A 21,134-nucleotide genomic window follows, 5' to 3' on the forward strand; every position below is an offset into this window, starting at 1 on the left:
CCGATCATTGCTGTCTGCCGAGCTTTCCATGCCTGACCTGCTAGACCGCTACCCGCTGACGGCGGGCACCTATCACGAACTGCTCGACGACAGTGGCGCCGTGCGCCCGCACTGGCGCCGGCTGTTCGAGCAGTTGCAACGCAGCACGCCGGCGCAATTGGTGCAGCGTCAGGCCCTGCTGACCCGGCAAATCCAGGAAAACGGCGTTACCTATAACGTCTATGCCGATCCCAAGGGCGCTGACCGGCCGTGGGAGCTGGACCTGCTGCCCCACGTCATCGCTGCCGATGAGTGGCAGCAGTTGTCGGCCGGCATCGCGCAGCGGGCGCGTTTGCTCAATGCTGTGCTGGCTGACCTCTACGGTCCGCAACGGCTGATTGCCGAGGGGCTGCTGCCTGCCGAGCTGGTGTTCGGTCACAACAATTTCCTTTGGCCCTGTCAGGGCATCAGCCCGCCTGACGGAGCCTTTCTGCATCTGTATGCCGTGGATCTGGCGCGCACACCCGATGGCCGCTGGTGGGTCACGGCGGACCGTACCCAGGCGCCTTCGGGTGCCGGGTATGCGCTGGAAAACCGCACGATCGTGTCCCGGGCCTTCCCCGAGTTGTACCGTGATTTGAAGGTGCAACACCTGGCCGGGTTCTTCCGTACCTTGCAGGAAACACTGGCTCGTCAGGCTCCGAGTGACGAGGACGCACCCTTGGTGGTGCTGCTGACACCCGGGCGTTTCAACGAAAGCTATTTCGAACATTTGTACCTGGCCCGCCAGCTCGGTTATCCACTGGTGGAGGGCGGCGACCTGACGGTGCGCGATGCCACGGTCTACCTGAAGACCCTTAGTGGACTGCGCCGGGTGCACGCGATCATGCGTCGGCTCGACGATGACTTCTGCGACCCCCTGGAACTGCGCACCGATTCGGCCCTCGGTGTGCCGGGCCTGCTGGAAGCGGTGCGGCAGGGGCGGGTGCTGGTGGCCAACGCGCTCGGCAGTGGTGTGCTGGAGTCGCCGGGCTTGCTGGGTTTCCTGCCGAAGATCAATCAGTTCCTGTTCGGCGAAGAGCTGATCCTGCCGTCCATCGCCACCTGGTGGTGCGGCGAAGCGCCGGTATTGGCCCAGGCCCTGGAAAAACTGCCGGAGCTGCTGATCAAGCCGGCGTTTCCGTCCCAGAGCTTTGCACCGGTATTTGGCCGCGACTTGAGTGAAAAACAGCGCCATGAGCTCGCCGAGCGCATGCAGGCACGGCCATACGCTTATGTCGCGCAAGAACTTGCGCAATTGTCCCAGGCGCCGATCTGGCAAGCCGAAGACGGTCAACTGCAACCCCGGGCCATCGGCATGCGCGTCTATGCGGTGGCCAGCCGCGAGGGATATCGGGTGTTGCCCGGTGGCCTGACCCGGGTCGCCGCGCAAGCCGATGCCGAAGTGGTGTCGATGCAGCGCGGTGGCGCTAGCAAGGACACTTGGGTACTGGGCGATCGTGCGCCCAGCGGCGAGCAATGGAAGGCCCAACGCAACATCGGCGTGCATGATCTGGTGCGGCGCGATCCGTATCTGCCATCGCGGGTGGTGGAAAACCTGTTCTGGTTTGGTCGTTACTGCGAACGTTGCGACGACAGTGCCCGTTTGCTGCGCATCGTGCTTGCGCGCTATGTCGACGGCGACGACCCGCAAGCCTTGCAGGCCGCAGTCGATCTCGGCGAACGGTTGATGCTGCTGCCCGATGAGGGCGAATTGCCTGAACGCCTGTTGGCAGCATTGCTCGGTGACGATTGGCCGTTCAGTCTGCGGTCCAACCTGCAACGCTTGCAGTGGGCCGCTTCGCAAGTGCGCGGCAAGCTCTCGCGGGAAAACTGGCAGGCGCTGGTGGAGTTGCAGCGCGAAGCCATGGAGCTGGAAACCGAAGAGTCGGATTTCGGCGAGTTGCTGGATTTTCTCAACCGTCTGGTGATGTCCCTGGCGGCGCTGTCCGGCTTTGCCCTGGACGACATGACCCGGGACGAGGGCTGGCGTTTCCTGATGACTGGCCGGCGGATCGAACGCCTGCAATTTCTCAGCGGCAGCCTGGCGGCGTTCCTGCGGGGCGCCGGGGCCTTCGATCAGGCCGGGCTGGAGTGGTTGCTGGAACTGGGCAACAGCAGCATCACCTACCGGTCGCGCTATCTGGCGGTCGCGCAATTGATCCCGGTGCTCGACCTGTTGTTGCTCGACGAGCAGAACCCACACGCCGTGTTGTTCCAGTTGAAACTGGTGACGCGCACCCTCAAGCGCCTCAACGACGACTTTGGCGTACCGCGTGAAACTGTTCTGCCGCAATTGGTCGAGCGTCTGGCGCGATTCGATCTGGGGTGCCTGGAAAACCCGTTGTTCGGCGACGCCAGTGTTCGCGCCGCCATCGAAGGGCTGGCCGCACTGTTGCAGGAGATCGCCGACGCCAGCGGGCAAGTCTCCGATCGCCTGGCGCTGCGGCATTTCGCCCATGTCGACGATGTCAGCCAGCGCACGGTGTCCGTCTGATGAGCGCCCGTTACCAGATTTTCCACGACACCCATTATCACTACGACAGCCCGGTGTCCCTGGCCCAGCAACTGGCGCATTTGTGGCCGCGGCCTTGTGCCTGGCAGCGCTGCACCGACCGGCAATTGCAGATCAGTCCGCAGCCGACCTCGCGTCGCGATGAGCTGGATGTATTCGGCAATCCGCTGACCCGGCTGGCATTCGAGCGTCCCCACGATGAGTTGCTGGTCAACGCCAGTCTCACCATCGAAGTGTTGCCCCGACCTGTGCCGGACTTCAGCCGGTCTGCGGCGTGGGAGCACACACGAAGCGCGCTGACCTACAGCAGCCAACCGTTGTCGCCGGAATTGCTCGAAGCCTGTCGATACCGGTTCGAATCGCCGTATGTGCATTTGAAGAAAAACTTCGTCGAGTTCTCGCAAAGCTGTTTTCCACCCTGTCGACCGTTGTTGCTCGGCGTGCAGGCGCTGATGGAGAAAATCTTCAACGAGTTCACCTTCGATGCCGAAGCTACCCAGGTGGCGACGCCGCTGGTGGAAGTGCTGGAGCGCCGACGCGGGGTCTGTCAGGACTTTGCTCACCTGATGCTCGCTTGCGTGCGTTCCCGTGGATTGGCCGCGCGTTATATCAGCGGCTACCTGCTGACCCAGCCACCACCGGGCCAGCCACGGCTGATCGGTGCCGATGCGTCCCACGCCTGGATATCGGTGTTTTGCCCGGTGTCGGGGTGGGTGGATTTCGATCCGACCAACAATGTGCAGCCGGCGCTGGAGCACATCACCCTGGCCTGGGGTCGGGATTTTTCCGATGTGTCGCCGTTGCGGGGGGTAATTCTGGGAGGAGGGAACCACGACCCGGAAGTTCGGGTAACCGTGATGCCACTGGAATAGCCCCCGCCGATCCTTGTAGGAGCTGCCGCAGGCTGCGATCTTTTGATCTGTTTTTTTAAAAATCAAAGTCAAAAGATCGCAGCCTGCGGCAGCTCCTACAAGGGGCGTATGTATAGCGAGTCTGGAGAGGGGTATTTCAGATCGGCCTGTGAGGATCGGCAGCCAAGCTGCCAATCCATTACACAGATCCGGTGGGCCAGATCAGATCAACCGGCCCGGAGGTTCTCAGGCGTCGGGCGCCGAGTCTTTCGGTGCATCAACATCGTCTTCTGCCGCCACTTCACCCTCAGGGTTCAGTGCCGCTTCTTCAGCTGTAGCTTTCTTGCGCTGAAGCTTTTCCTCTTTCTTCTGCTCCTTGGCCAAGTCTCTCTGACGTTTGGCGAAGGAATAATTAGGTTTAGCCATGGGCGATCCTCTGGGGTCGAAGGTGAGGTTGAGCGGCGCATATTCTGCCCTGTATCGGTGCCGAGCCGTTAGCTGGGTTTTTGCTCGGCCCACTTTGGCGCTACGGACGGTTGCCAGGCATCCAGCGCATCGAGCAGGTTTTGCGGCGATTCGCTCACCTGCAGCATGTCACGGTGCTGCCCGCGAACGAAGCCTTCGCCGACGATGTGATCAAGAAAAGACGTCAATTTGCTGTAGAAACCGTTCACTTCCAGCAATCCCAGCGGTTTGCCGTGGTAGCCGAGCTGGCCCCAGGTCCAGACTTCGAACAGTTCTTCGAGGGTGCCAAGGCCACCGGGCAACGCGATAAAGGCATCGCTGAGTTCGGCCATCCGCGCCTTGCGTGCGTGCATGCCATCGACAACTTCCAGGCGGGTCAGGCCGCTGTGGCCGATTTCCTTGTCCTTGAGGCTTTGCGGGATGATGCCGATTACTTCACCGCCGGCTGCCAGGGCCGCATCAGCGACTATGCCCATCAGCCCCACGGCGCCACCGCCATACACCAGGGTCAGCTTGCGTTCGGCCAGAGCCCGGCCAAGGGCCACGGCGGCTTCGCGGTAAGCCGGGTGGGTGCCGGTGCTGGCGCCACAAAATACACAAACGGATGTTAAAGACATGCCTTGCTCCATGGTCGATCAGGGCCACAGAGTAAAGGCAGGCGCGTGGTACTCCAAGGACTAGACTTGGTGTTTTGGCGTTTCGTACGTACCGCTGGCGCCGCAGGCGTAGGCGGCCAGCAAACTGCACAACAGGCTGTTGATCGACATGACAGGCATTCCATTTGAAGGGGGACGGCCTGATGATAGGCCCGGGCCAGACACTTGGCCGGTAGATATTTCGTATCGGTGCCATAGCGCGAAAGTTGTATACAATTTTTGATTCAAGTCATATGAACTTGCGAAGTTTTCAGGCAGTCTTCTGTTTATTCGCGATTTCGCTAACCCTGCCTTGGAGATTCACCATGTTTGCCAAACTTGTTGCGGTATCCCTGTTGACACTGGCCAGCAGCCAACTGATGGCTGCCGAGTGCAAAGTCACTGTCGACTCCACCGACCAGATGTCTTTCGACACGAAGGCCATTGAAATCGACAAGAGCTGCAAGACGTTTACCGTGGAACTCAAGCACTCCGGCAGCTTGCCGAAGAACGTCATGGGCCATAACTGGGTGCTGAGTAAAGAAGCCGACATGCAGCCGATCGCCACCGACGGCCTGAGCGCCGGCATCGACAAGAACTACCTGAAAGAAGGCGACGCCCGTGTGATTGCCCACACCAAGGTCATCGGCGCCAACGAAACCGATTCGGTGACCTTCGACGTTTCCAAGCTCGCGGCCGGTGAAAAGTACGGGTTCTTCTGCTCGTTCCCGGGCCACATCTCGATGATGAAAGGCACGGTTACCCTGAAGTAATCAGGCACACCGCGTTATCGTTCTTCGCGAGCAAGCCCGCTCCCACATTTAGACCACGTTCAAATGTGGGAGCGGGCTTGCTCGCGAAGGGGCCAGAAGCATCGACATATGTTTTGGCCAAAGAAAAAGCCCGCTGAAGCTCAACACTTCAGCGGGCTTTTTCATTCACTCACGCTTCAAGGCGCAAACGGCATTACACGCTTGTGATGGGTCTTGTTGTAGGTATCAACAATGATCTTGAACGCCTCTTCACGCACCGGATGACCGTGCAGGAACGCGTCGATCTCGGCATAGGTCACGCCGTGGGAGGCTTCGTCCGGTTTGCCGGGCGACAGGTCTTCCAGGTCCGCCGTCGGGACTTTTTCCACCAGCGATTCCGGCGCGCCGAAGCTGCGGGCGATGGCGCGGACCTGGTTTTTCACCAGGCCGCTCAGTGGCGCCAGGTCGCAGGCGCCGTCACCGAACTTGGTGAAGAACCCCATCACCGCTTCCGCCGCGTGATCGGTGCCGATCACCAGGCCATGGGCCGCACCGGCGATGGTGTACTGGGCGACCATGCGCATGCGTGCCTTGGTGTTGCCGAGCACGAAGTCCACCGACACCGCATGTTTGCCTTCGAAGGCTGCGACTTCATTGGCCAGGGATTTGACCGCCGGGCCGATGTTCACGGTGTGGCGCTCGTCCGGCTTGATGAAATCCACCGAAGCCTGGGCGTCGTGTTCATCGAACTGGGTTTCGTAGGGCAGGCGCACGGCAATGAATTTGTACGCGGCATCACCGCTGCGCTGGCGCAGTTCACGCACGGCCCGTTGGGCCAGCAGGCCGGCGGTCAGGGAGTCGACACCGCCACTGATGCCCAGGACCAGGGTCTTGAGCCCGGAGTTGACCAGGCAGTCCTGAATGAAGGTCACCCGCCGGGCGACTTCGGCCTCAAGGGCGGCTTCGTCGGCGAATGGCGGCTGGACCTTGAGCTGTTCAGCAATCTCACGCTGTACGGCTTGCATGAATTCACTCCTTGCTTGATGGACTTGAAAGGGCGGCAGGTACTTGGAAAACGTGTCGCAAGTACGCGACGAAATTCGGGTCTTTGCAGTGCGTCTTGCCGGGCTCGTCGGAGATCTTCGCCACCGGCTGGCCGTTGCAGGCGGCCATTTTAAGCACGATGCTCATCGGTTCGACACCCGGAATGTCACAGGTCAGGTTGGTGCCGATGCCGAAGCTGACATTGATCCGACCGCGCAGCGCCCGGAATATCTCCAGGGCCCTGGGCAGGGTCAGGCTGTCGGAGAAGGTCAGCGTCTTGCTCATCGGGTCGATGCCGAGCTTGTGATAGTGGGCGATGGCTTTTTCCGCCCAGACCACCGGATCGCCCGAGTCATGGCGCAAACCGTCGAAAAGCTTGGCGAAAAACAGATCGAAATCGCCGAGGAAGGCATCCATGGTGATGCAGTCGGTCAGGGCAATTCCCAGCAGGCCACGGTATTCGCGGACCCAGCAATCGAGTGCGGCGATCTGGCTGTCGATCAGCCGCGGGCCGAGCTGCTGGTGGGCCATGATCCATTCGTGGGCCATGGTGCCCAGCGGTTTCATGTCCAGCTCCCGGGACAGGTGCACGTTGCTGGTGCCGACAAAGCGTCCGGGGAAGTCGTGCTTGAGCACATTCACCACTTCTTCCTGTACGCGATACGAGAAGCGGCGGCGCGTGCCGAAATCGGCCACCTGCAACTCGGACAATTCATCGCTGCTGGCGTTGGCGCTCAGCCAGTCGAACTTGCGGTAGAGCTGCTCGCGGGCCTGCTCCAGCACGACTTCGCGGTAGCGATAACGATTGCGTACCTCGCTGACCAGCGCCAGCAGCGGCACTTCGAACAGGATCACATGCAGCCAGGGGCCGCGCAGGCGGATGACCAGCTCGCCGTTTTCGATACCGGTGTGAAGGTAGCGCAGGTTGAAGCGAAACAAGCCGAGAAAGCGCAGGAAATCCGGCTTCAGGAAGCTGATGCGTTCCAGAAAGCTCAATTGATCGGCGCTCAGGCTCAGTTCGGCCAGGCGTTCGATCTGGAAACGGATTTCCGCCAGGTAGGGGCGCAAATCCTCGCCGTTACGGCAACGAAACTCCCATTCGACTTCGACGTTGGGGTAGTTGTGCAGCACCGCCTGCATCATCGTCAGTTTGTAGAAGTCGGTGTCGAGCAGGTTCTGCACGATGCGATCGGCAAACACACTCTCGCTCATAACGGGGGTTCTCCAGCGTTGCAGCGGTATTGATCAATGGCGCTAGTGGCGCATATCGGTGGCTCGGATTGCCAGCATTTTTTACCTGGCGCCCGGATTTGCTTTTTGTAGGAGCTGCCGCAGGCTGCGATCTTTTGATCGTGAAAAACCAAATCAAAAGATCGCAGCCTTCGGCAGCTCCTACACAAGCAATCAATCGGTGGTTGCGGGGCTATCGACTTGCTCCAGCATCCACTTCACAAAGTCCCGCACCTTGGGCACTTCCGCCGAGTGCTCCGGGTACGCAAGGTAATAGGCATCGCTGCTGGGCATTGCATGCTGCCAGGGAATGACCAACTTACCGTCCGCCAGTTCCTCTTCCACCAGAAAGCGCGGTAGCAGCGCCACGCCGCAGCCAACCTGGGCGGCGCGGATGCACATATAAAAGGTTTCGAAACGCGGACCGTGGTAGCTGTGCTCGGTGTGGTAGCCCTGGTGGTCGAACCAGTCATGCCAGGCCTGGGGGCGGGAGGCGTTTTGCAGCAGGACCAGGTCGGTCAGTTGCGTCGGGTCGGTGAATGGCGTATCCGGCAGGCTACCCGGGGCGCACACTGGCACCAGCTCTTCGCCGAACAGCTTCAGGCATTCGGTGCCGGGCCGCGAGCCCTGGCCGAAGTAGAACGCCAGGTCGCTGCGACCTTGCAGAAGGTCGTCGGCTTCCTGTTCGCTGCACAGGTCCAGATGGATCGACGGATGCCGCAGGCGCCAGCCTTTCAGGCGGGGTACCAGCCAGCGGGCGCCGAAGGTGGGCGGCGTCGAAACCCGCAGGACTTCGGTTTCGCCACCGTAGGAGCGCAGGTAGTGGGTCGACATCTCGACCTGAGTGAGGATCTTTCGCACCTCGACCAGGTACAGATCGCCGGCCGGCGTCATCTGCAGGCGGCGACGCACCCGGCGGAACAGCAGGTGCTGCAACAGCTCTTCGAGTTGCGCGACCTGTTTGCTCACGGCGCTCTGGGTCAGGTTCAGCTCTTCGGCAGCCCGGGTGAAGCTCAAGTGCCGGGTGACGGCTTCGAAGCACTGCAACGCAGCGATCGATGGCAGGTAGCGTTTATTCAGCATGGGCGGTCCTTGGTTCTTGTTTCTTATTGCCAGCAATGCACAGCATGAATAAACGGAATGATATCTCTCTTAAAGGTCGTTTGTTGAGTAACCTCCGGGCAGCTAAAACTACAGCTCTGATCAGCCGCGATTTTCCGGCTGCACGTGTTCTGTCTTTTGCTTGAGGAGTGACCCATGGTTGCCGCATTGCTTGATCGTCTAGGTGTGAACCCGGCCCTGTACCAGAACGGCAAAGTGCCGGTGCATTCGCCGGTCGATGGCAGCAGGATCGCCGCCGTGAACTGGGAAGGCGCGGCTGAGGTCGAGCAGCACATCAGTCGCGCAGATCATGCGTTCGAACTGTGGCGCAAGGTTCCGGCACCGCGCCGTGGTGAGTTGGTGCGTCAATTCGGTGAAGTGCTGCGCGAATACAAGGCCGACCTCGGCGAACTGGTGTCCTGGGAAGCCGGCAAGATCACTCAGGAAGGCCTGGGTGAAGTTCAGGAAATGATCGACATCTGCGACTTCGCCGTCGGCCTGTCCCGTCAACTGTACGGTTTGACCATCGCTTCCGAGCGCCCTGGCCACCATATGCGTGAAACCTGGCACCCGCTGGGCGTCGTCGGGGTGATCAGTGCGTTCAACTTCCCGGTCGCGGTCTGGGCCTGGAACACCACGCTGGCACTGGTGTGCGGCAACCCGGTGGTGTGGAAACCGTCGGAAAAGACCCCGCTCACCGCGCTGGCCTGCCAGGCGCTGTTCGACCGCGTCGTGAAGAACTTCAGCGATGCGCCTGCGAATTTGTGCCAGGTAGTGATCGGTGGCCGCGATGCCGGCGAAGCCTTGGTGGACGACCCGCGCGTAGCCCTGATCAGCGCCACCGGCAGCACCCGCATGGGCCGCGAAGTGGCACCGAAAGTGGCCGCGCGCTTTGCCCGCAGCATTCTCGAACTGGGCGGTAACAACGCCATGATCCTCGGCCCGAGCGCCGACCTGGACATGGCTGTTCGTGCGATCCTGTTCAGCGCCGTCGGCACCGCCGGTCAGCGCTGCACCACCCTGCGTCGACTGATCGCTCATGAATCGGTGAAAGAAGAAATCGTCACCCGCCTGAAAGCCGCGTACTCGAAAGTACGTATCGGCCATCCGCTGGAAGGCAACCTGGTCGGCCCGCTGATCGACAAGCAAAGCTTCGACAATATGCAGGATTCGCTGGAGCAGGCGTTGAGCGAAGGCGGCAAAGTCTTTGGCGGCAAGCGTCAGCTGGAAGACCAGTTCCCGAACGCTTACTACGTTTCGCCGGCCATCGTCGAAATGCCTGAGCAGAGCGACGTCGTGTGCCACGAAACCTTCGCCCCGATCCTGTACGTGGTCGGCTACACCGACTTCCAGGAAGCGCTGCGCCTGAACAACGCCGTGCCACAAGGCCTGTCCTCGTGCATCTTCACCACCGACGTGCGTGAAGCCGAGCAGTTCATGTCGGCGGTGGGCAGCGACTGCGGCATCGCCAACGTCAACATCGGCCCGAGCGGCGCGGAAATTGGTGGCGCGTTTGGCGGCGAGAAAGAAACCGGTGGCGGTCGCGAGTCCGGCTCCGATGCATGGCGCGGCTACATGCGCCGCCAGACCAACACCGTGAACTATTCGCTGGAGTTGCCGTTGGCGCAGGGCATCACGTTCGATTGATTGTAGGAGCGAGCTTGCTCGCGATGATCGTCAACGATAACGCGGGCTTGCTGTTTAAACGCGTTGCCATGACGTTTTTCGCGAGCAAGCTCGCTCCTACAGTGATTTGTGTGTTGGTTAGGTTTCTGTTGGAGTCTGGCAATGCCGTTACGCGAAGAGTGTCTGTGGGAAAAACTGACGCCACAGAGGCCGGACAATTCGGCCCTCAAGGGTGAGGTCACGGTGGATGTCTGCGTCATCGGCGCCGGGTTTACCGGTTTGTCGGCGGCGGTGCATCTGCTGGAGCAAGGCAAGACCGTTTGTGTGCTGGAGGCCCATCGTGCCGGCCATGGTGGTTCGGGGCGCAACGTCGGGCTGGTCAATGCCGGGATGTGGATTCCCCCGGACGAGATCGAAGCAGGGTTCGGCACTGAGGTCGGCAGCCAGCTCAACCGCATGCTGGGGGCGGCGCCATCCCTGGTGTTCAGCCTTGTGGACAAGTACAACATCGATTGCCAGTTGCGCCGCGAAGGCACGCTGCACATGGCGCACAACGGCCGTGGCGAAGCCGACTTGCGCAGTCGTGAAGAACAATGGAAGCGTCGCGGTGCGCCGGTAGAGCTGCTCACCGGTCAGGCCTGCGAGCAAGCCACCGGCACGAAAAAGATTGCCGCAGCATTGCTCGATCGCCGCGCCGGCACGCTCAACCCGATGGCCTACACCACCGGGCTGGCCAAGGCGGCCATCGGCCTGGGCGGTCAATTGTTCGATCATTCCCCGGTCACCCGGCTCGAACGCCAGGGCCAGCGCTGGTCGGTGCAAACCGCCCAGGGTTCGGTGATGGCCGAGAAAGTGGTGATTGCCTCCAATGCCTACACCGAAGGCGACTGGACGGAACTGCGGCGCAATTTCTTCCCCGGTTATTACTATCAGGTGGCCTCGGTGCCGCTAACCGAAGAAGCCGCCCGGCAAATTCTGCCCGGTGGCCAGGGCTCCTGGGACACTCGACAGGTACTCAGCAGCATCCGCCGGGATAAAGACGGTCGCCTGTTGCTTGGCAGCCTGGGCAATGGCAATCAGAAGCCGACCTGGTTCCTCAAGGCCTGGGCCGACCGCGTGCAGCAGCACTATTTCCCATACCTCAAACCGGTGGAATGGGAGTGCACCTGGACCGGTCGCATCGCCTTCACCCCCGATCATTTGATGCGCCTGTTCGAGCCAGCGCCCGGTTTAGTGGCCGTCACCGGTTACAACGGGCGGGGCGTGACCACGGGTACGGTGGTCGGCAAGGCCTTTGCCGATTACCTGTGTAACGGAAATCCTCAAGCGCTACCGATTCCTTTCGCGCCCATGCAGCCATTGGCCGGCGTGGGGTTGCGCAGCTGTCTGTACGAGGCGGGATTCTCGCTGTATCACGCAGGCCAGTGCCTGCGGATCGTGATCTGAATGTTGATTTTTGCAGGGCGCAAGCGGCGCTTTTTCGATCTGCAGCTAGCCTGTAGTGGTGCGGGTTGTAGCAGTCTCGCACCAGCAGTGTGCACTTCGGTGACGCACGTTGTTACAGGCTGGTTGCACGTCGTTTAAAGCCGCGGTTGCAATGATGGCGCAGGCGGGTTGCGCCTCAAAAAAATAATGGTTTTACCTTCCGCGGTTTAGACGGTTGCACGCCCAATGAAAATGGGTCCGAAACAGTCGAAATAACAAGAAAGCAGCGACTTTTTTAAGAATAAAAAACCGATGGCACGGCCCTTGCTCTGAGCATTCAGTGAAGTCGCAGTGCCAATTAAAAAAAACCATGGAGCACCACCTCATGTCCCAGACGTTTTACAAGAAAGGCTTTCTGGCCCTCGCAGTGGCAACTGCGCTGGGTGTTTCTGCGTTTGCTCAGGCTGACATCAAGATCGGCGTAGCGGGACCAATGACAGGCGCCAACGCGGCATTTGGCGAACAGTACATGAAGGGTGCACAGGCGGCGGCCGATGCGGTCAACGCGTCGGGCGGCGTCAACGGGGAAAAAATCGTACTGGTCAAGGGCGATGACGCCTGCGAACCGAAGCAGGCTGTGACGGTTGCCAAGGACCTGACCAACCAGAAAGTCGCCGGCGTGGTCGGTCACTTCTGCTCTTCGTCGACCATCCCGGCCTCCGAGATCTACGACGAAGCAGGCATCATCGCCATCACGCCTGGCTCCACCAACCCGGCTGTGACCGAGCGCGGCCTGAGCGCCATGTTCCGTATGTGCGGGCGTGACGACCAGCAAGGCATCGTGGCCGGCGACTACATCGTCGACGTGCTCAAAGGCAAGAAAGTGGTCGTGCTGCACGACAAGGACACCTACGGTCAGGGCCTGGCGGATGCCACCAAGGCTCAACTTGAGAAGCGTGGCGTGAAGCCTGTGCTGTATGAAGGCCTGACCCGCGGCGAGAAAGACTTCAGCACCATCGTGACCAAGATCCGCGGCGCTGGCGCTGACGTCGTCTACTTCGGTGGCCTGCACCCGGAAGCCGGTCCTCTGGTGCGTCAACTGCGTGAACAGGGCCTGAAAGACGTCAAGTTCATGTCCGACGACGGCATCGTGACCGACGAACTGGTGACCACCGCTGGTGGTCCGCAATTTGTTGACGGCGTGCTGATGACCTTCGGCGCCGACCCACGCCTGCTGCCAGACAGCAAGACCGTGGTAGACGCCTTCCGCAAGGCCGGTACCGAGCCTGAAGGCTACACCCTGTACGCCTACGCTTCGGTCCAGGCCCTGGCGGCAGCCTTCAACGGCGCCAAGTCCAACAAGGGCGAAGAAGCGGCCGCATGGCTGAAGAAGAACCCGGTCAAGACCGTCATGGGCGAGAAGACCTGGGACAGCAAGGGCGACCTGAAAGTCTCCGACTACGTGGTTTACCAGTGGGACAAGGACGGCAAATACCACCAGCTGGAAAAACAGAAGTAAGGGCTGACTCGATCACCTGAACCCCACTGACCCCTTGTAGGAGCGAGCCTGCTCGCGAAAAACGTCAACGATAACGCGTGCTTGCTGGTTCAGCGCGTTGTCCTCAGGTTCTTCGCGAGCAGGCTCGCTCCTACAGGGGGCGGTGGTGGCCAGCCTGATCGTGGTTGTCATTGCTCCGACGTATATCTGTATTTTCCTTAGAAGAACCGCACAGCCACATGTGCAGGTTCTCATTGCGTGAGATTGCGTTATGGATGGTATTTTCCTGCAGCAACTGGTCAACGGCCTGACCCTCGGGTCGGTCTATGGCCTGATCGCCATCGGCTACACAATGGTCTATGGCATCATCGGCATGATCAACTTCGCCCACGGCGAGGTTTACATGATTTCCGCTTACCTCGCGGCAATCAGTCTGGCTCTGCTGGCTTACTTCGGTATCGAATCCTTCCCGCTGCTGATGCTTGGCACACTGATCTTCACCATCGTCGTCACGGCGGTGTATGGCTGGGTCATCGAGCGTGTCGCCTACAAACCCCTGCGCAACTCCACTCGACTCGCACCGCTGATCAGTGCGATCGGTATCTCCCTGATCCTGCAAAACTACGCACAGATCTCCCAGGGCGCGAAGCAACAAGGCGTTCCGACTTTGCTCACGGGTGCCTGGCGCGTTGATATCGGTAGCGGTTTCGTTCAGTTGACCTACACCAAGGTCTTCATTCTGGTCGCCGCGTTCGTCGGGATGGGCCTGCTGACCTACGTCATCAAGTACACCAAGCTCGGCCGCATGTGCCGTGCAACCCAGCAAGACCGCAAGATGGCTTCGATCCTGGGGATCAACACCGACCGGGTGATTTCCTACGTGTTCATCATCGGTGCAGCGATGGCGGCCCTGGCCGGCGTGCTGATCACCATGAACTACGGCACATTCGACTTCTATGCCGGCTTCATCATCGGGATCAAGGCGTTCACCGCCGCGGTGCTCGGCGGGATTGGCTCACTGCCAGGCGCGATGCTCGGCGGGATCATTCTCGGGATTTCCGAGTCGCTGTTTTCCGGTCTGGTGAACTCGGACTACAAAGACGTTTTCAGCTTCTCGCTGTTGGTCCTCGTTCTGGTCTTTCGGCCTCAAGGCCTGCTCGGCCGTCCTCTTGTGTCGAAGGTGTAAGCGATGTCTTCAACCACTAAAAAAACCATTGATATCAAAAAAAGTCTGGTTGACGCGATTCTTGCCGGCCTCATTGCCCTGATTGTGTTCGGGCCGATTGTCGGCGTCGTTCTCGATGGCTATGGCTTCAACCTTGAAACCACCCGGGTGGCGTGGATCGTGGCGATCGTCATGGCCGGACGTTTTGCCCTGAGCCTGTTCCTGCAGACAGCCAAGGGCCTGAAAATCCTCGAAGGCTTTGAAACGACAGGCTCCGGGGTGCATGTGCTGGCGCCGGACTACAAGTCGCGGCTGCGCTGGATCATCCCGCTGATGATCGTCATCGCCGTGGCACTGCCGTTTTTCTCCAACTCCTACCTGCTGGGCGTGGTCATCCTCGGGCTGATCTACGTACTGCTGGGGCTGGGGCTGAACATCGTGGTCGGCCTGGCCGGCCTGCTCGACCTCGGTTACGTGGCGTTCTACGCCATCGGCGCCTACGGCCTGGCACTCGGCTACCAATACCTCGGGCTGGGCTTCTGGACGGTGTTGCCGCTGGCGGCGATCACCGCCGGCCTGGCCGGTTGCATCCTCGGTTTTCCGGTGCTGCGCCTGCACGGCGACTACCTGGCGATCGTGACCCTGGGCTTCGGTGAAATCATCCGCCTGATCCTCAACAACTGGTTGTCGCTCACTGGCGGCCCGAACGGCATGCCGGCACCGCTGCCGACTTTCTTCGGCCTGGAGTTCGGCAAGCGAGCCAAGGACGGCGGCGTGCCGTTCCATGAGTTCTTCGGCATCGCCTACAACCCAGACGTGAAGTACTACTTCATCTACGCGGTGCTGTTCCTGGTGGTGCTGGCTGTGCTGTACATCAAGCATCGCCTGACCCGCATGCCGGTCGGCCGCGCCTGGGAAGCCCTGCGCGAAGACGAAATCGCCTGCCGCTCCATGGGCCTGAACCACGTACTGGTCAAGCTCTCGGCATTCACCATCGGTGCCTCGACGGCCGGTCTGGCCGGGGTGTTCTTCGCCACTTACCAGGGCTTCGTCAACCCGACCTCGTTCACCTTCTTCGAATCGGCGTTGATCCTCGCCATCGTGGTACTGGGCGGCATGGGTTCGACCATCGGCGTGGTGATTGCAGCCTTCGTGCTGACCGTCGCCCCGGAACTGCTGCGTGGCTTCGCCGAGTATCGCGTGCTGCTGTTCGGCATCCTGATGGTGTTGATGATGATCTGGCGACCGCGCGGCCTGATTCGGATCAGCCGTACCGGTGTGACGCCGCGTAAAGGAGTAGCGCCATGAGCGAAGTCGTACTCTCCGTAGAGAAGCTGATGATGCACTTCGGCGGCATCAAGGCATTGAATGATGTGAGCCTGAAGGTCAAGCGCAACTCGATCTTCGCCCTGATCGGCCCCAACGGCGCCGGCAAGACCACGGTGTTCAACTGCCTGACCGGGTTCTACAAGGCCTCCGGCGGCAAGATCGAGCTGAACGTGCGCGGGCAAAAGACCAACGTCATCCAGTTGCTGGGCGAATCGTTCAAGCCGACCGATTTCGTTTCGCCAAAAAGCTTCATCACCCGGCTGCGCTACAAGATGTTCGGCGGCACCCACCTGGTAAACCGTGCCGGCCTGGCGCGGACGTTCCAGAACATTCGCCTGTTCAAGGAAATGTCGGTGCTGGAAAACCTGCTGGTCGCCCAGCACATGTGGGTCAACCGCAACATGCTGGCCGGCATCCTCAACACCAAGGGCTATCGCAAGGCTGAAAGCGATGCGCTGGACCATGCCTTCTACTGGCTGGAAGTGGTGGACCTGGTGGACTGCGCCAACCGCCTGGCCGGTGAACTGTCCTACGGCCAGCAGCGCCGCCTGGAAATCGCCCGCGCCATGTGCACCCGTCCGCAGATCATCTGCCTCGACGAACCGGCTGCCGGCCTCAACCCTCAGGAAACCGAAGCGCTGAGCGCGATGATCCGGCTGCTGCGCGATGAGCACGATCTGACCGTGGTGCTGATCGAACACGACATGGGCATGGTAATGAGCATTTCCGACCACATCGTGGTGCTGGACCACGGCATCGTCATCGCCGAGGGTGGTCCCGACGACATCCGCAACGACCCGAAAGTGATTGCCGCGTACCTGGGCGCCGACGAAGAGGAGGTGGTATGAGCAAACCCATCCTCGAACTCAAGGACCTGGACGTGTTCTACGGCCCGATCCAGGCCCTCAAAGGCGTCTCGCTGCACATCAACGAAGGGGAGACAGTGAGCCTCATCGGCTCCAACGGCGCCGGCAAATCGACCCTGCTGATGTCGATCTTCGGCCAGCCACGGGCCGCCGACGGGCAGATCCTTTATCAGGGCGTGGACATTACCCACAAGTCTTCCCACTACATCGCCTCCAACGGCATCGCGCAGTCGCCGGAAGGGCGGCGGGTGTTCCCTGACATGACAGTCGAGGAAAACCTGCTGATGGGCACCATCCCTATCGGTGACAAGTACGCCAAGGAAGACATGCAACGCATGTTCGAGCTGTTCCCGCGGCTTGAAGAGCGGCGTACCCAGCGGGCGATGACCATGTCCGGTGGCGAGCAGCAGATGCTGGCCATCGCCCGCGCCCTGATGAGCCGGCCCAAGTTGTTGCTGCTCGATGAGCCGAGCCTGGGCCTGGCGCCGATCGTGGTGAAACAGATCTTCGCGACCCTGCGAGAACTGGCCAAGACCGGCATGACCATCTTCCTGGTGGAACAGAACGCCAACCACGCCCTGCGGTTGTCGGACCGGGCGTACGTGATGGTCAACGGCGAAATCCGCATGACCGGTACCGGCAAGGAGCTGCTGGTCAACGAGGATGTGCGTAACGCTTATCTCGGCGGGCACTGATTCTCAACGTTCAAAAAAACGCCCTGACGCTCTCAACGTCAGGGCGTTTTTTTATGTGCGCTGTAGGCGCTGCCGCAGGCTGCGATCTTTTGACTTTGTTCCATGCTTCAGAATCAAAAGATCGCAGCCTGCGGCAGCTCCTACAAGAGCGGCGGTGTGAGGTAAAGGAAATTGTGGAAAACAATATTCAAGAGCTCCCGAAGCGCGACATAAAGCCGCTGCAAATAGTTGTTTTGTCACGGTTTTGACTTGTCCCCGTTTGCTGTGGAGCCGGCTGTGAATAACGTGGGAGTAGCTGGCTGCAGGCCTTTTAAACCGTGGCCTGCAGAGGTATGTTCAGTTTTTGATCAAGTGTTTTTGCGCAACTTGGAGAGCGCTTTGTCAACCTTTTTGTTCGAGATGAAAGTGGGTGGAATCAGCGTGGACAAGCCTGTGGATAAGTCTGTGATTAAACTCTGGAAAGACCCGGCTGAAGGCCGTGGTTACTGGCTTGGCGCCATCGCTGGTTTGACCCGTCAGTCATGAAAATCCCCAGGGGCTACACGGCAGGCTATTGAGGGTCAAGCAAAAAAGTTTCAAGAAACCGCGCAAAGCCTTGTGGACAGCGGCTTGCAGCTTTTCCACTTGCCCCCAAAGACTGTGGACCGGCCTGTGGATAACGTGCGCGCACATGGCTGCAAGCCAGGCTGGCCAAGGGATTGCGAGGGTTGATCGTTTTTTGTACAGAAAGTGCGGTTGCCGCTATGGGCAAGGCCGGGCATTCTGCCTGCTGATTTACCATTCCAATGGCTGGCGATCAGCCGAAGCAAGGAGAACACGATGTCCAACACCCTGTTTATTACCGGCGCGACCTCCGGTTTTGGTGAAGCCTGTGCCCGTCGTTTTGCCGACGCAGGCTGGAAATTGGTGCTGACAGGCCGTCGTGAAGAGCGCCTCAATGCGCTGTGCGCCGAGCTGTCGAAGCAGACCGAAGTCCATGGCCTGGTGCTCGATGTGCGTGATCGCAAGGCTATGGAGGAGGCGATTGCCAATCTGCCGCCGTCCTTTGCCAAGCTGCGTGGGTTGATCAACAACGCCGGGCTGGCCCTAGGCGTCGATCCGGCACCCAAGTGCGACCTGGATGATTGGGACACCATGGTCGATACCAACGTCAAAGGCCTGATGTACAGCACCCGTCTGCTGTTGCCGCGCCTGATCGCCCACGGTCGTGGCGCCGGTATCGTCAACCTGGGGTCCATCGCCGGCAACTACCCGTACCCGGGCAGCCACGTGTATGGCGCGACCAAGGCGTTCGTCAAACAGTTCTCGCTGAACCTGCGCTGCGACCTGCAGGGCACAGGCGTACGGGTCAGCAACATCGAGCCGGGCCTGTGCGAGAGCGAGTTCTCGCTGGTGCGTTTTGCCGGTGACCAGGAGCGCTACAACGCCACCTACGCCGGCGCCGAGCCGATCCAGCCGCAAGACATCGCCGAGACCATTTTCTGGGTACTCAATGCGCCTGCGCACATCAACATCAACAGCCTGGAGCTGATGCCGGTGAGCCAGACCTGGGCTGGGTTTGCTATTGATCGCAGTGGTGGCAAGGCTTAATACCGAGTCATCGTTCTTCGCGAGCAAGCCCGCTCCCACAGGTTTCATGTGATCCCTGTGGGAGCGGGCTTGCTCGCGAAGGGGCCGGAACAGACAAATCAGGACATCAGCTAGACTCCTCACCCAACAACCCCGCCACACCCGGCGGGCTAGAGTTCCAGAGGAGATCCAGTGAGTAATCGAGGCGAGCAGTCGCTGCTCAAACAATCGACCTTCCTGATGCTCGCCGTGACATTCGCCGGGATCATCACCGGTTTTGTGTCGGGCGCCCAATCCATCCTGTTCGATGGCTTCTTTTCGTTGATCGCGGCCTTCATCAAGGTCCTGATGCTGATCACCGCCAGGCTGATCGCCAAGGAAAGCAACCAGCGCTTCCAGTTCGGTTCCTGGCATCTGGAACCCATGGTGCTGGTGATCGAGGGCTGCTTCATTTTCCTGGTCGCCATTTACGCCTTTCTCAACGGCGTGTTCGGCATCATCAGCGGAGGCCGCGAGGTCGAATTGGGGCTGGTGATCTTCTACGCGGCGTTCTTCACTGTCGTTGAGCTCATTTACTTTTTCTACGTCCGCCATCGCAACCGCACGCTCAACTCATCTTTGATCCAGTTCGACAACATCAGTTGGCTGGTGGACGCGATGCTGTCGGCGGGCCTGCTGGTGAGTTTCCTCATCGCGCTGCTGCTCAAGACGCAGGGTTACGACAAGTGGGCGGTGTACGTCGACCCGATGATCCTGATTCTGCTGGCCTTGGGCATGCTCCCCCCGGCGCTGAAAATCCTCGGACCGGCCTTGCGCGATGTGTTGGGGATCGTCCCGGATCAACTGGACGACAAGGTGCGTCAGGTGATGGAGGTGGCGAAGGTCGAGCATGGTTTCGACGACTACATTTCCTATGTGCAGAAGCACGGCAGGGCGTGTTTTATCGAGATCCACATCGTATTGCCGAAGGATTACTGGCTGGACGGCGTGGGGCAGCTGGACAGCTTGCGCGAGGACATTTCCGCGAAGCTTGGCGAGCCGGATGCCGCACGATGGCTGACCATCAGCTTTACCGGGGATCGCAAGTGGATTGAGTGATTGCACTCCACATGGTCAAGCCAGATATTCAGCCAGCCCGCGATAACAGGTCGCCAGGTGATAAGGCGTGGTCGACGGCATGTCGCGGCGGCTGACTTCACCGTGCTCATCACGACACTCAAACCAGCCTCCTGCATGCAGCGAACGCTGCTGCAACGCCTGCAATTGACGCATTACATCCGCTTCGCTGTCCGGACGCAGCGTCAGGGCGCGCAGGTATTCGGCCTGGGCCCAGATGCGCTGCGTGGCGTCCCGGACGCCGCTACCTGGCTCGAGGTCGAGCATGGCCCGCACCGCACCGGTCTGTTGATCGACGCCCAACTGCTCGGTAAAGGCGAAGGCCCTTTCCAGATCGGCATGCAGGGTTGAAGTGCGCAGCAGCGCCGAGGACTCCAGCAGGAAATACCATTCGAACTGATGCCCCGGTTCAAACCAGTTATCCACAGACCCCAGCGGCTTTTCCATCAACACGCCGTGCTGCGGATCGATGAAGCGCGCGTGCATGGCTGTGCATAACTCGATGAGTGCGTGTTGCACGTCGAGATCTTCACGCACCGACAGGGTGGCGAGGAATGCTTCGGCCAGGTGCATCAGCGGGTTTTGCAAGGGGCCGCTGCCCAGCGATGCCCAGTCGAGGTCGAGCGTGGCTTCATACAGACCGTCGTCCGTGGCGAAACGCTGCGCGATCACTTCCAGCGAGGCGTTGAGTACCGACTCGACCAATGGCTCGCGGACCTTGTCCCAGTAATGGGCGCAGGCGAACAGGATGAACGCGTGGGTGTAGAGGTCCTTGCGCTGATCCAGCGGCGCCCCTTGTGCATCGACGCTGTAGAACCAGCCACCGTGCTCGGCATCGTGGAAGTGCCGCTGCAACGAGCGGAACAACGCGGCGGCGCGCTCTTCGGCGCCCGGCACCTGACCGATCAGGCTGGCAAACAGATACAGCTGCCGCGCACAGGCCATGGCCCGGTAGCGTTGCGGTGGCAGCGGCTGGTGTTCGGCATCCAGCGCCTCGTAGGGCAACGCCATGTCGGCATTCCAGCCCGGACCTTGCCAGAGCGGCACGATGACGTTCAGGAAATGCTGTTGCACCGAGGCGAACAGGGCGGTCAATTCAGGCTGGGAGGCGGAGCGGGGAACAGGTGGCATTGGCTGGCGTCGTCACGGCAGGGGCGATTGCGCGACATGTTAGCAGAGAGGCTGACTTGAGAGAGGCTGTGTCTGTCAGGCCGCCTTCGCGGGCAAGCCCGCT

Annotated in this window: 19 protein-coding genes; 13 read left to right on the top strand and 6 right to left on the bottom strand. The window is 60.4% G+C overall.

Features of this window, described 5'->3' with window-relative positions; genetic code table 11:
* Positions 1–28: 28 nt before the first annotated feature.
* A complete protein-coding gene (locus tag ACEN83_RS01975; protein WP_495579356.1) occupies positions 29–2,515 on the top strand; it encodes a circularly permuted type 2 ATP-grasp protein in 2,487 nt (828 codons plus the stop codon).
* Positions 2,515–3,405: a transglutaminase family protein gene (locus ACEN83_RS01980; protein WP_495579357.1), complete on the top strand. Its 891-nt coding sequence runs from the start codon at positions 2,515–2,517 to the stop codon at positions 3,403–3,405. Before ACEN83_RS01975 ends, ACEN83_RS01980 begins: the two co-directional genes overlap by 1 nt.
* Positions 3,406–3,630: 225 nt before the next feature.
* Here ACEN83_RS01980 and ACEN83_RS01985 read toward each other — a convergent pair whose 3' ends face one another.
* On the bottom strand, positions 3,631–3,810 hold the full coding sequence (locus ACEN83_RS01985; protein ID WP_007973286.1) for a hypothetical protein: 180 nt from the start codon (positions 3,808–3,810) through the stop codon (positions 3,631–3,633).
* A 68-nt stretch (positions 3,811–3,878) separates the two neighbouring features.
* Positions 3,879–4,466, bottom strand: coding sequence for a cytokinin riboside 5'-monophosphate phosphoribohydrolase (locus tag ACEN83_RS01990; RefSeq protein WP_007973290.1), 588 nt, complete (start codon positions 4,464–4,466; stop codon positions 3,879–3,881).
* Between the two features lie 344 nt (positions 4,467–4,810).
* On the opposite strand from ACEN83_RS01990, the gene azu reads away from it, so the two are divergent.
* Positions 4,811–5,257 carry an azurin gene (gene azu / locus ACEN83_RS01995; protein ID WP_495579358.1) on the top strand — a complete coding sequence of 149 codons (447 nt, stop codon included), beginning with the start codon at positions 4,811–4,813 and terminating at the stop codon, positions 5,255–5,257.
* 176 nt (positions 5,258–5,433) lie between these two features.
* Here the strand turns inward: azu and nadE are convergent, their stop codons facing one another.
* The 3 genes from nadE to ACEN83_RS02010 all read right to left on the bottom strand — a co-directional run bounded on the left by nadE (position 5,434) and on the right by ACEN83_RS02010 (position 8,593).
* Positions 5,434–6,261 (bottom strand): NAD(+) synthase, encoded by an 828-nt coding sequence (nadE, locus tag ACEN83_RS02000; RefSeq protein WP_104451550.1) that lies wholly within the window; start codon positions 6,259–6,261, stop codon positions 5,434–5,436.
* Positions 6,262–6,265: 4 nt separating this feature from the next.
* Positions 6,266–7,492, bottom strand: a complete 1,227-nt coding sequence (gene pncB, locus ACEN83_RS02005) for a nicotinate phosphoribosyltransferase (RefSeq protein ID WP_007973300.1) — start codon at positions 7,490–7,492, stop codon at positions 6,266–6,268.
* A 192-nt stretch (positions 7,493–7,684) separates the two neighbouring features.
* A complete protein-coding gene (locus tag ACEN83_RS02010; RefSeq protein ID WP_495579359.1) occupies positions 7,685–8,593 on the bottom strand; it encodes a LysR family transcriptional regulator in 909 nt (302 codons plus the stop codon).
* Positions 8,594–8,767: 174 nt separating this feature from the next.
* On the opposite strand from ACEN83_RS02010, the gene amaB reads away from it, so the two are divergent.
* The 10 genes from amaB (at position 8,768) to ACEN83_RS02060 (ending at position 19,882) form a co-directional block, all read left to right on the top strand.
* Positions 8,768–10,258 carry an L-piperidine-6-carboxylate dehydrogenase gene (gene amaB, locus ACEN83_RS02015; RefSeq protein WP_102698672.1) on the top strand — a complete coding sequence of 497 codons (1,491 nt, stop codon included), beginning with the start codon at positions 8,768–8,770 and terminating at the stop codon, positions 10,256–10,258.
* A gap of 141 nt (positions 10,259–10,399) precedes the next feature.
* On the top strand, positions 10,400–11,683 hold the full coding sequence (amaA, locus tag ACEN83_RS02020) for an L-pipecolate oxidase (RefSeq protein ID WP_495579360.1): 1,284 nt from the start codon (positions 10,400–10,402) through the stop codon (positions 11,681–11,683).
* Between the two features lie 364 nt (positions 11,684–12,047).
* Positions 12,048–13,181, top strand: a complete 1,134-nt coding sequence (locus ACEN83_RS02025; protein WP_007979707.1) for an ABC transporter substrate-binding protein — start codon at positions 12,048–12,050, stop codon at positions 13,179–13,181.
* A gap of 250 nt (positions 13,182–13,431) precedes the next feature.
* Positions 13,432–14,346, top strand: a complete 915-nt coding sequence (locus tag ACEN83_RS02030; protein ID WP_495579361.1) for an ABC transporter permease subunit — start codon at positions 13,432–13,434, stop codon at positions 14,344–14,346.
* Positions 14,347–14,349: 3 nt separating this feature from the next.
* Positions 14,350–15,633: a high-affinity branched-chain amino acid ABC transporter permease LivM gene (gene livM, locus ACEN83_RS02035; protein WP_116580692.1), complete on the top strand. Its 1,284-nt coding sequence runs from the start codon at positions 14,350–14,352 to the stop codon at positions 15,631–15,633.
* Positions 15,630–16,502, top strand: coding sequence for an ABC transporter ATP-binding protein (locus ACEN83_RS02040; RefSeq protein WP_007979702.1), 873 nt, complete (start codon positions 15,630–15,632; stop codon positions 16,500–16,502). Before livM ends, ACEN83_RS02040 begins: the two co-directional genes overlap by 4 nt.
* Entirely contained in the window at positions 16,499–17,215 is a 717-nt protein-coding gene (locus ACEN83_RS02045; RefSeq protein ID WP_007979701.1) for an ABC transporter ATP-binding protein, read from the top strand. The genes ACEN83_RS02040 and ACEN83_RS02045 overlap by 4 nt, the downstream gene beginning before the upstream one ends.
* Before the next feature lie 276 nt (positions 17,216–17,491).
* Positions 17,492–17,740, top strand: coding sequence for a hypothetical protein (locus tag ACEN83_RS02050; protein WP_495579362.1), 249 nt, complete (start codon positions 17,492–17,494; stop codon positions 17,738–17,740).
* A gap of 294 nt (positions 17,741–18,034) precedes the next feature.
* A complete protein-coding gene (locus ACEN83_RS02055; protein WP_095964716.1) occupies positions 18,035–18,805 on the top strand; it encodes an SDR family oxidoreductase in 771 nt (256 codons plus the stop codon).
* Positions 18,806–18,976: 171 nt separating this feature from the next.
* On the top strand, positions 18,977–19,882 hold the full coding sequence (locus ACEN83_RS02060) for a cation diffusion facilitator family transporter (protein WP_495579363.1): 906 nt from the start codon (positions 18,977–18,979) through the stop codon (positions 19,880–19,882).
* A gap of 15 nt (positions 19,883–19,897) precedes the next feature.
* On the opposite strand, the gene ACEN83_RS02065 is transcribed toward ACEN83_RS02060, so the two are convergent.
* Positions 19,898–21,031 (bottom strand): AGE family epimerase/isomerase, encoded by a 1,134-nt coding sequence (locus ACEN83_RS02065; RefSeq protein ID WP_495579364.1) that lies wholly within the window; start codon positions 21,029–21,031, stop codon positions 19,898–19,900.
* Positions 21,032–21,134: the final 103 nt, after the last annotated feature.

The sequence above is a fragment of the Pseudomonas sp. Pseusp49 genome (genome assembly GCF_059491875.1).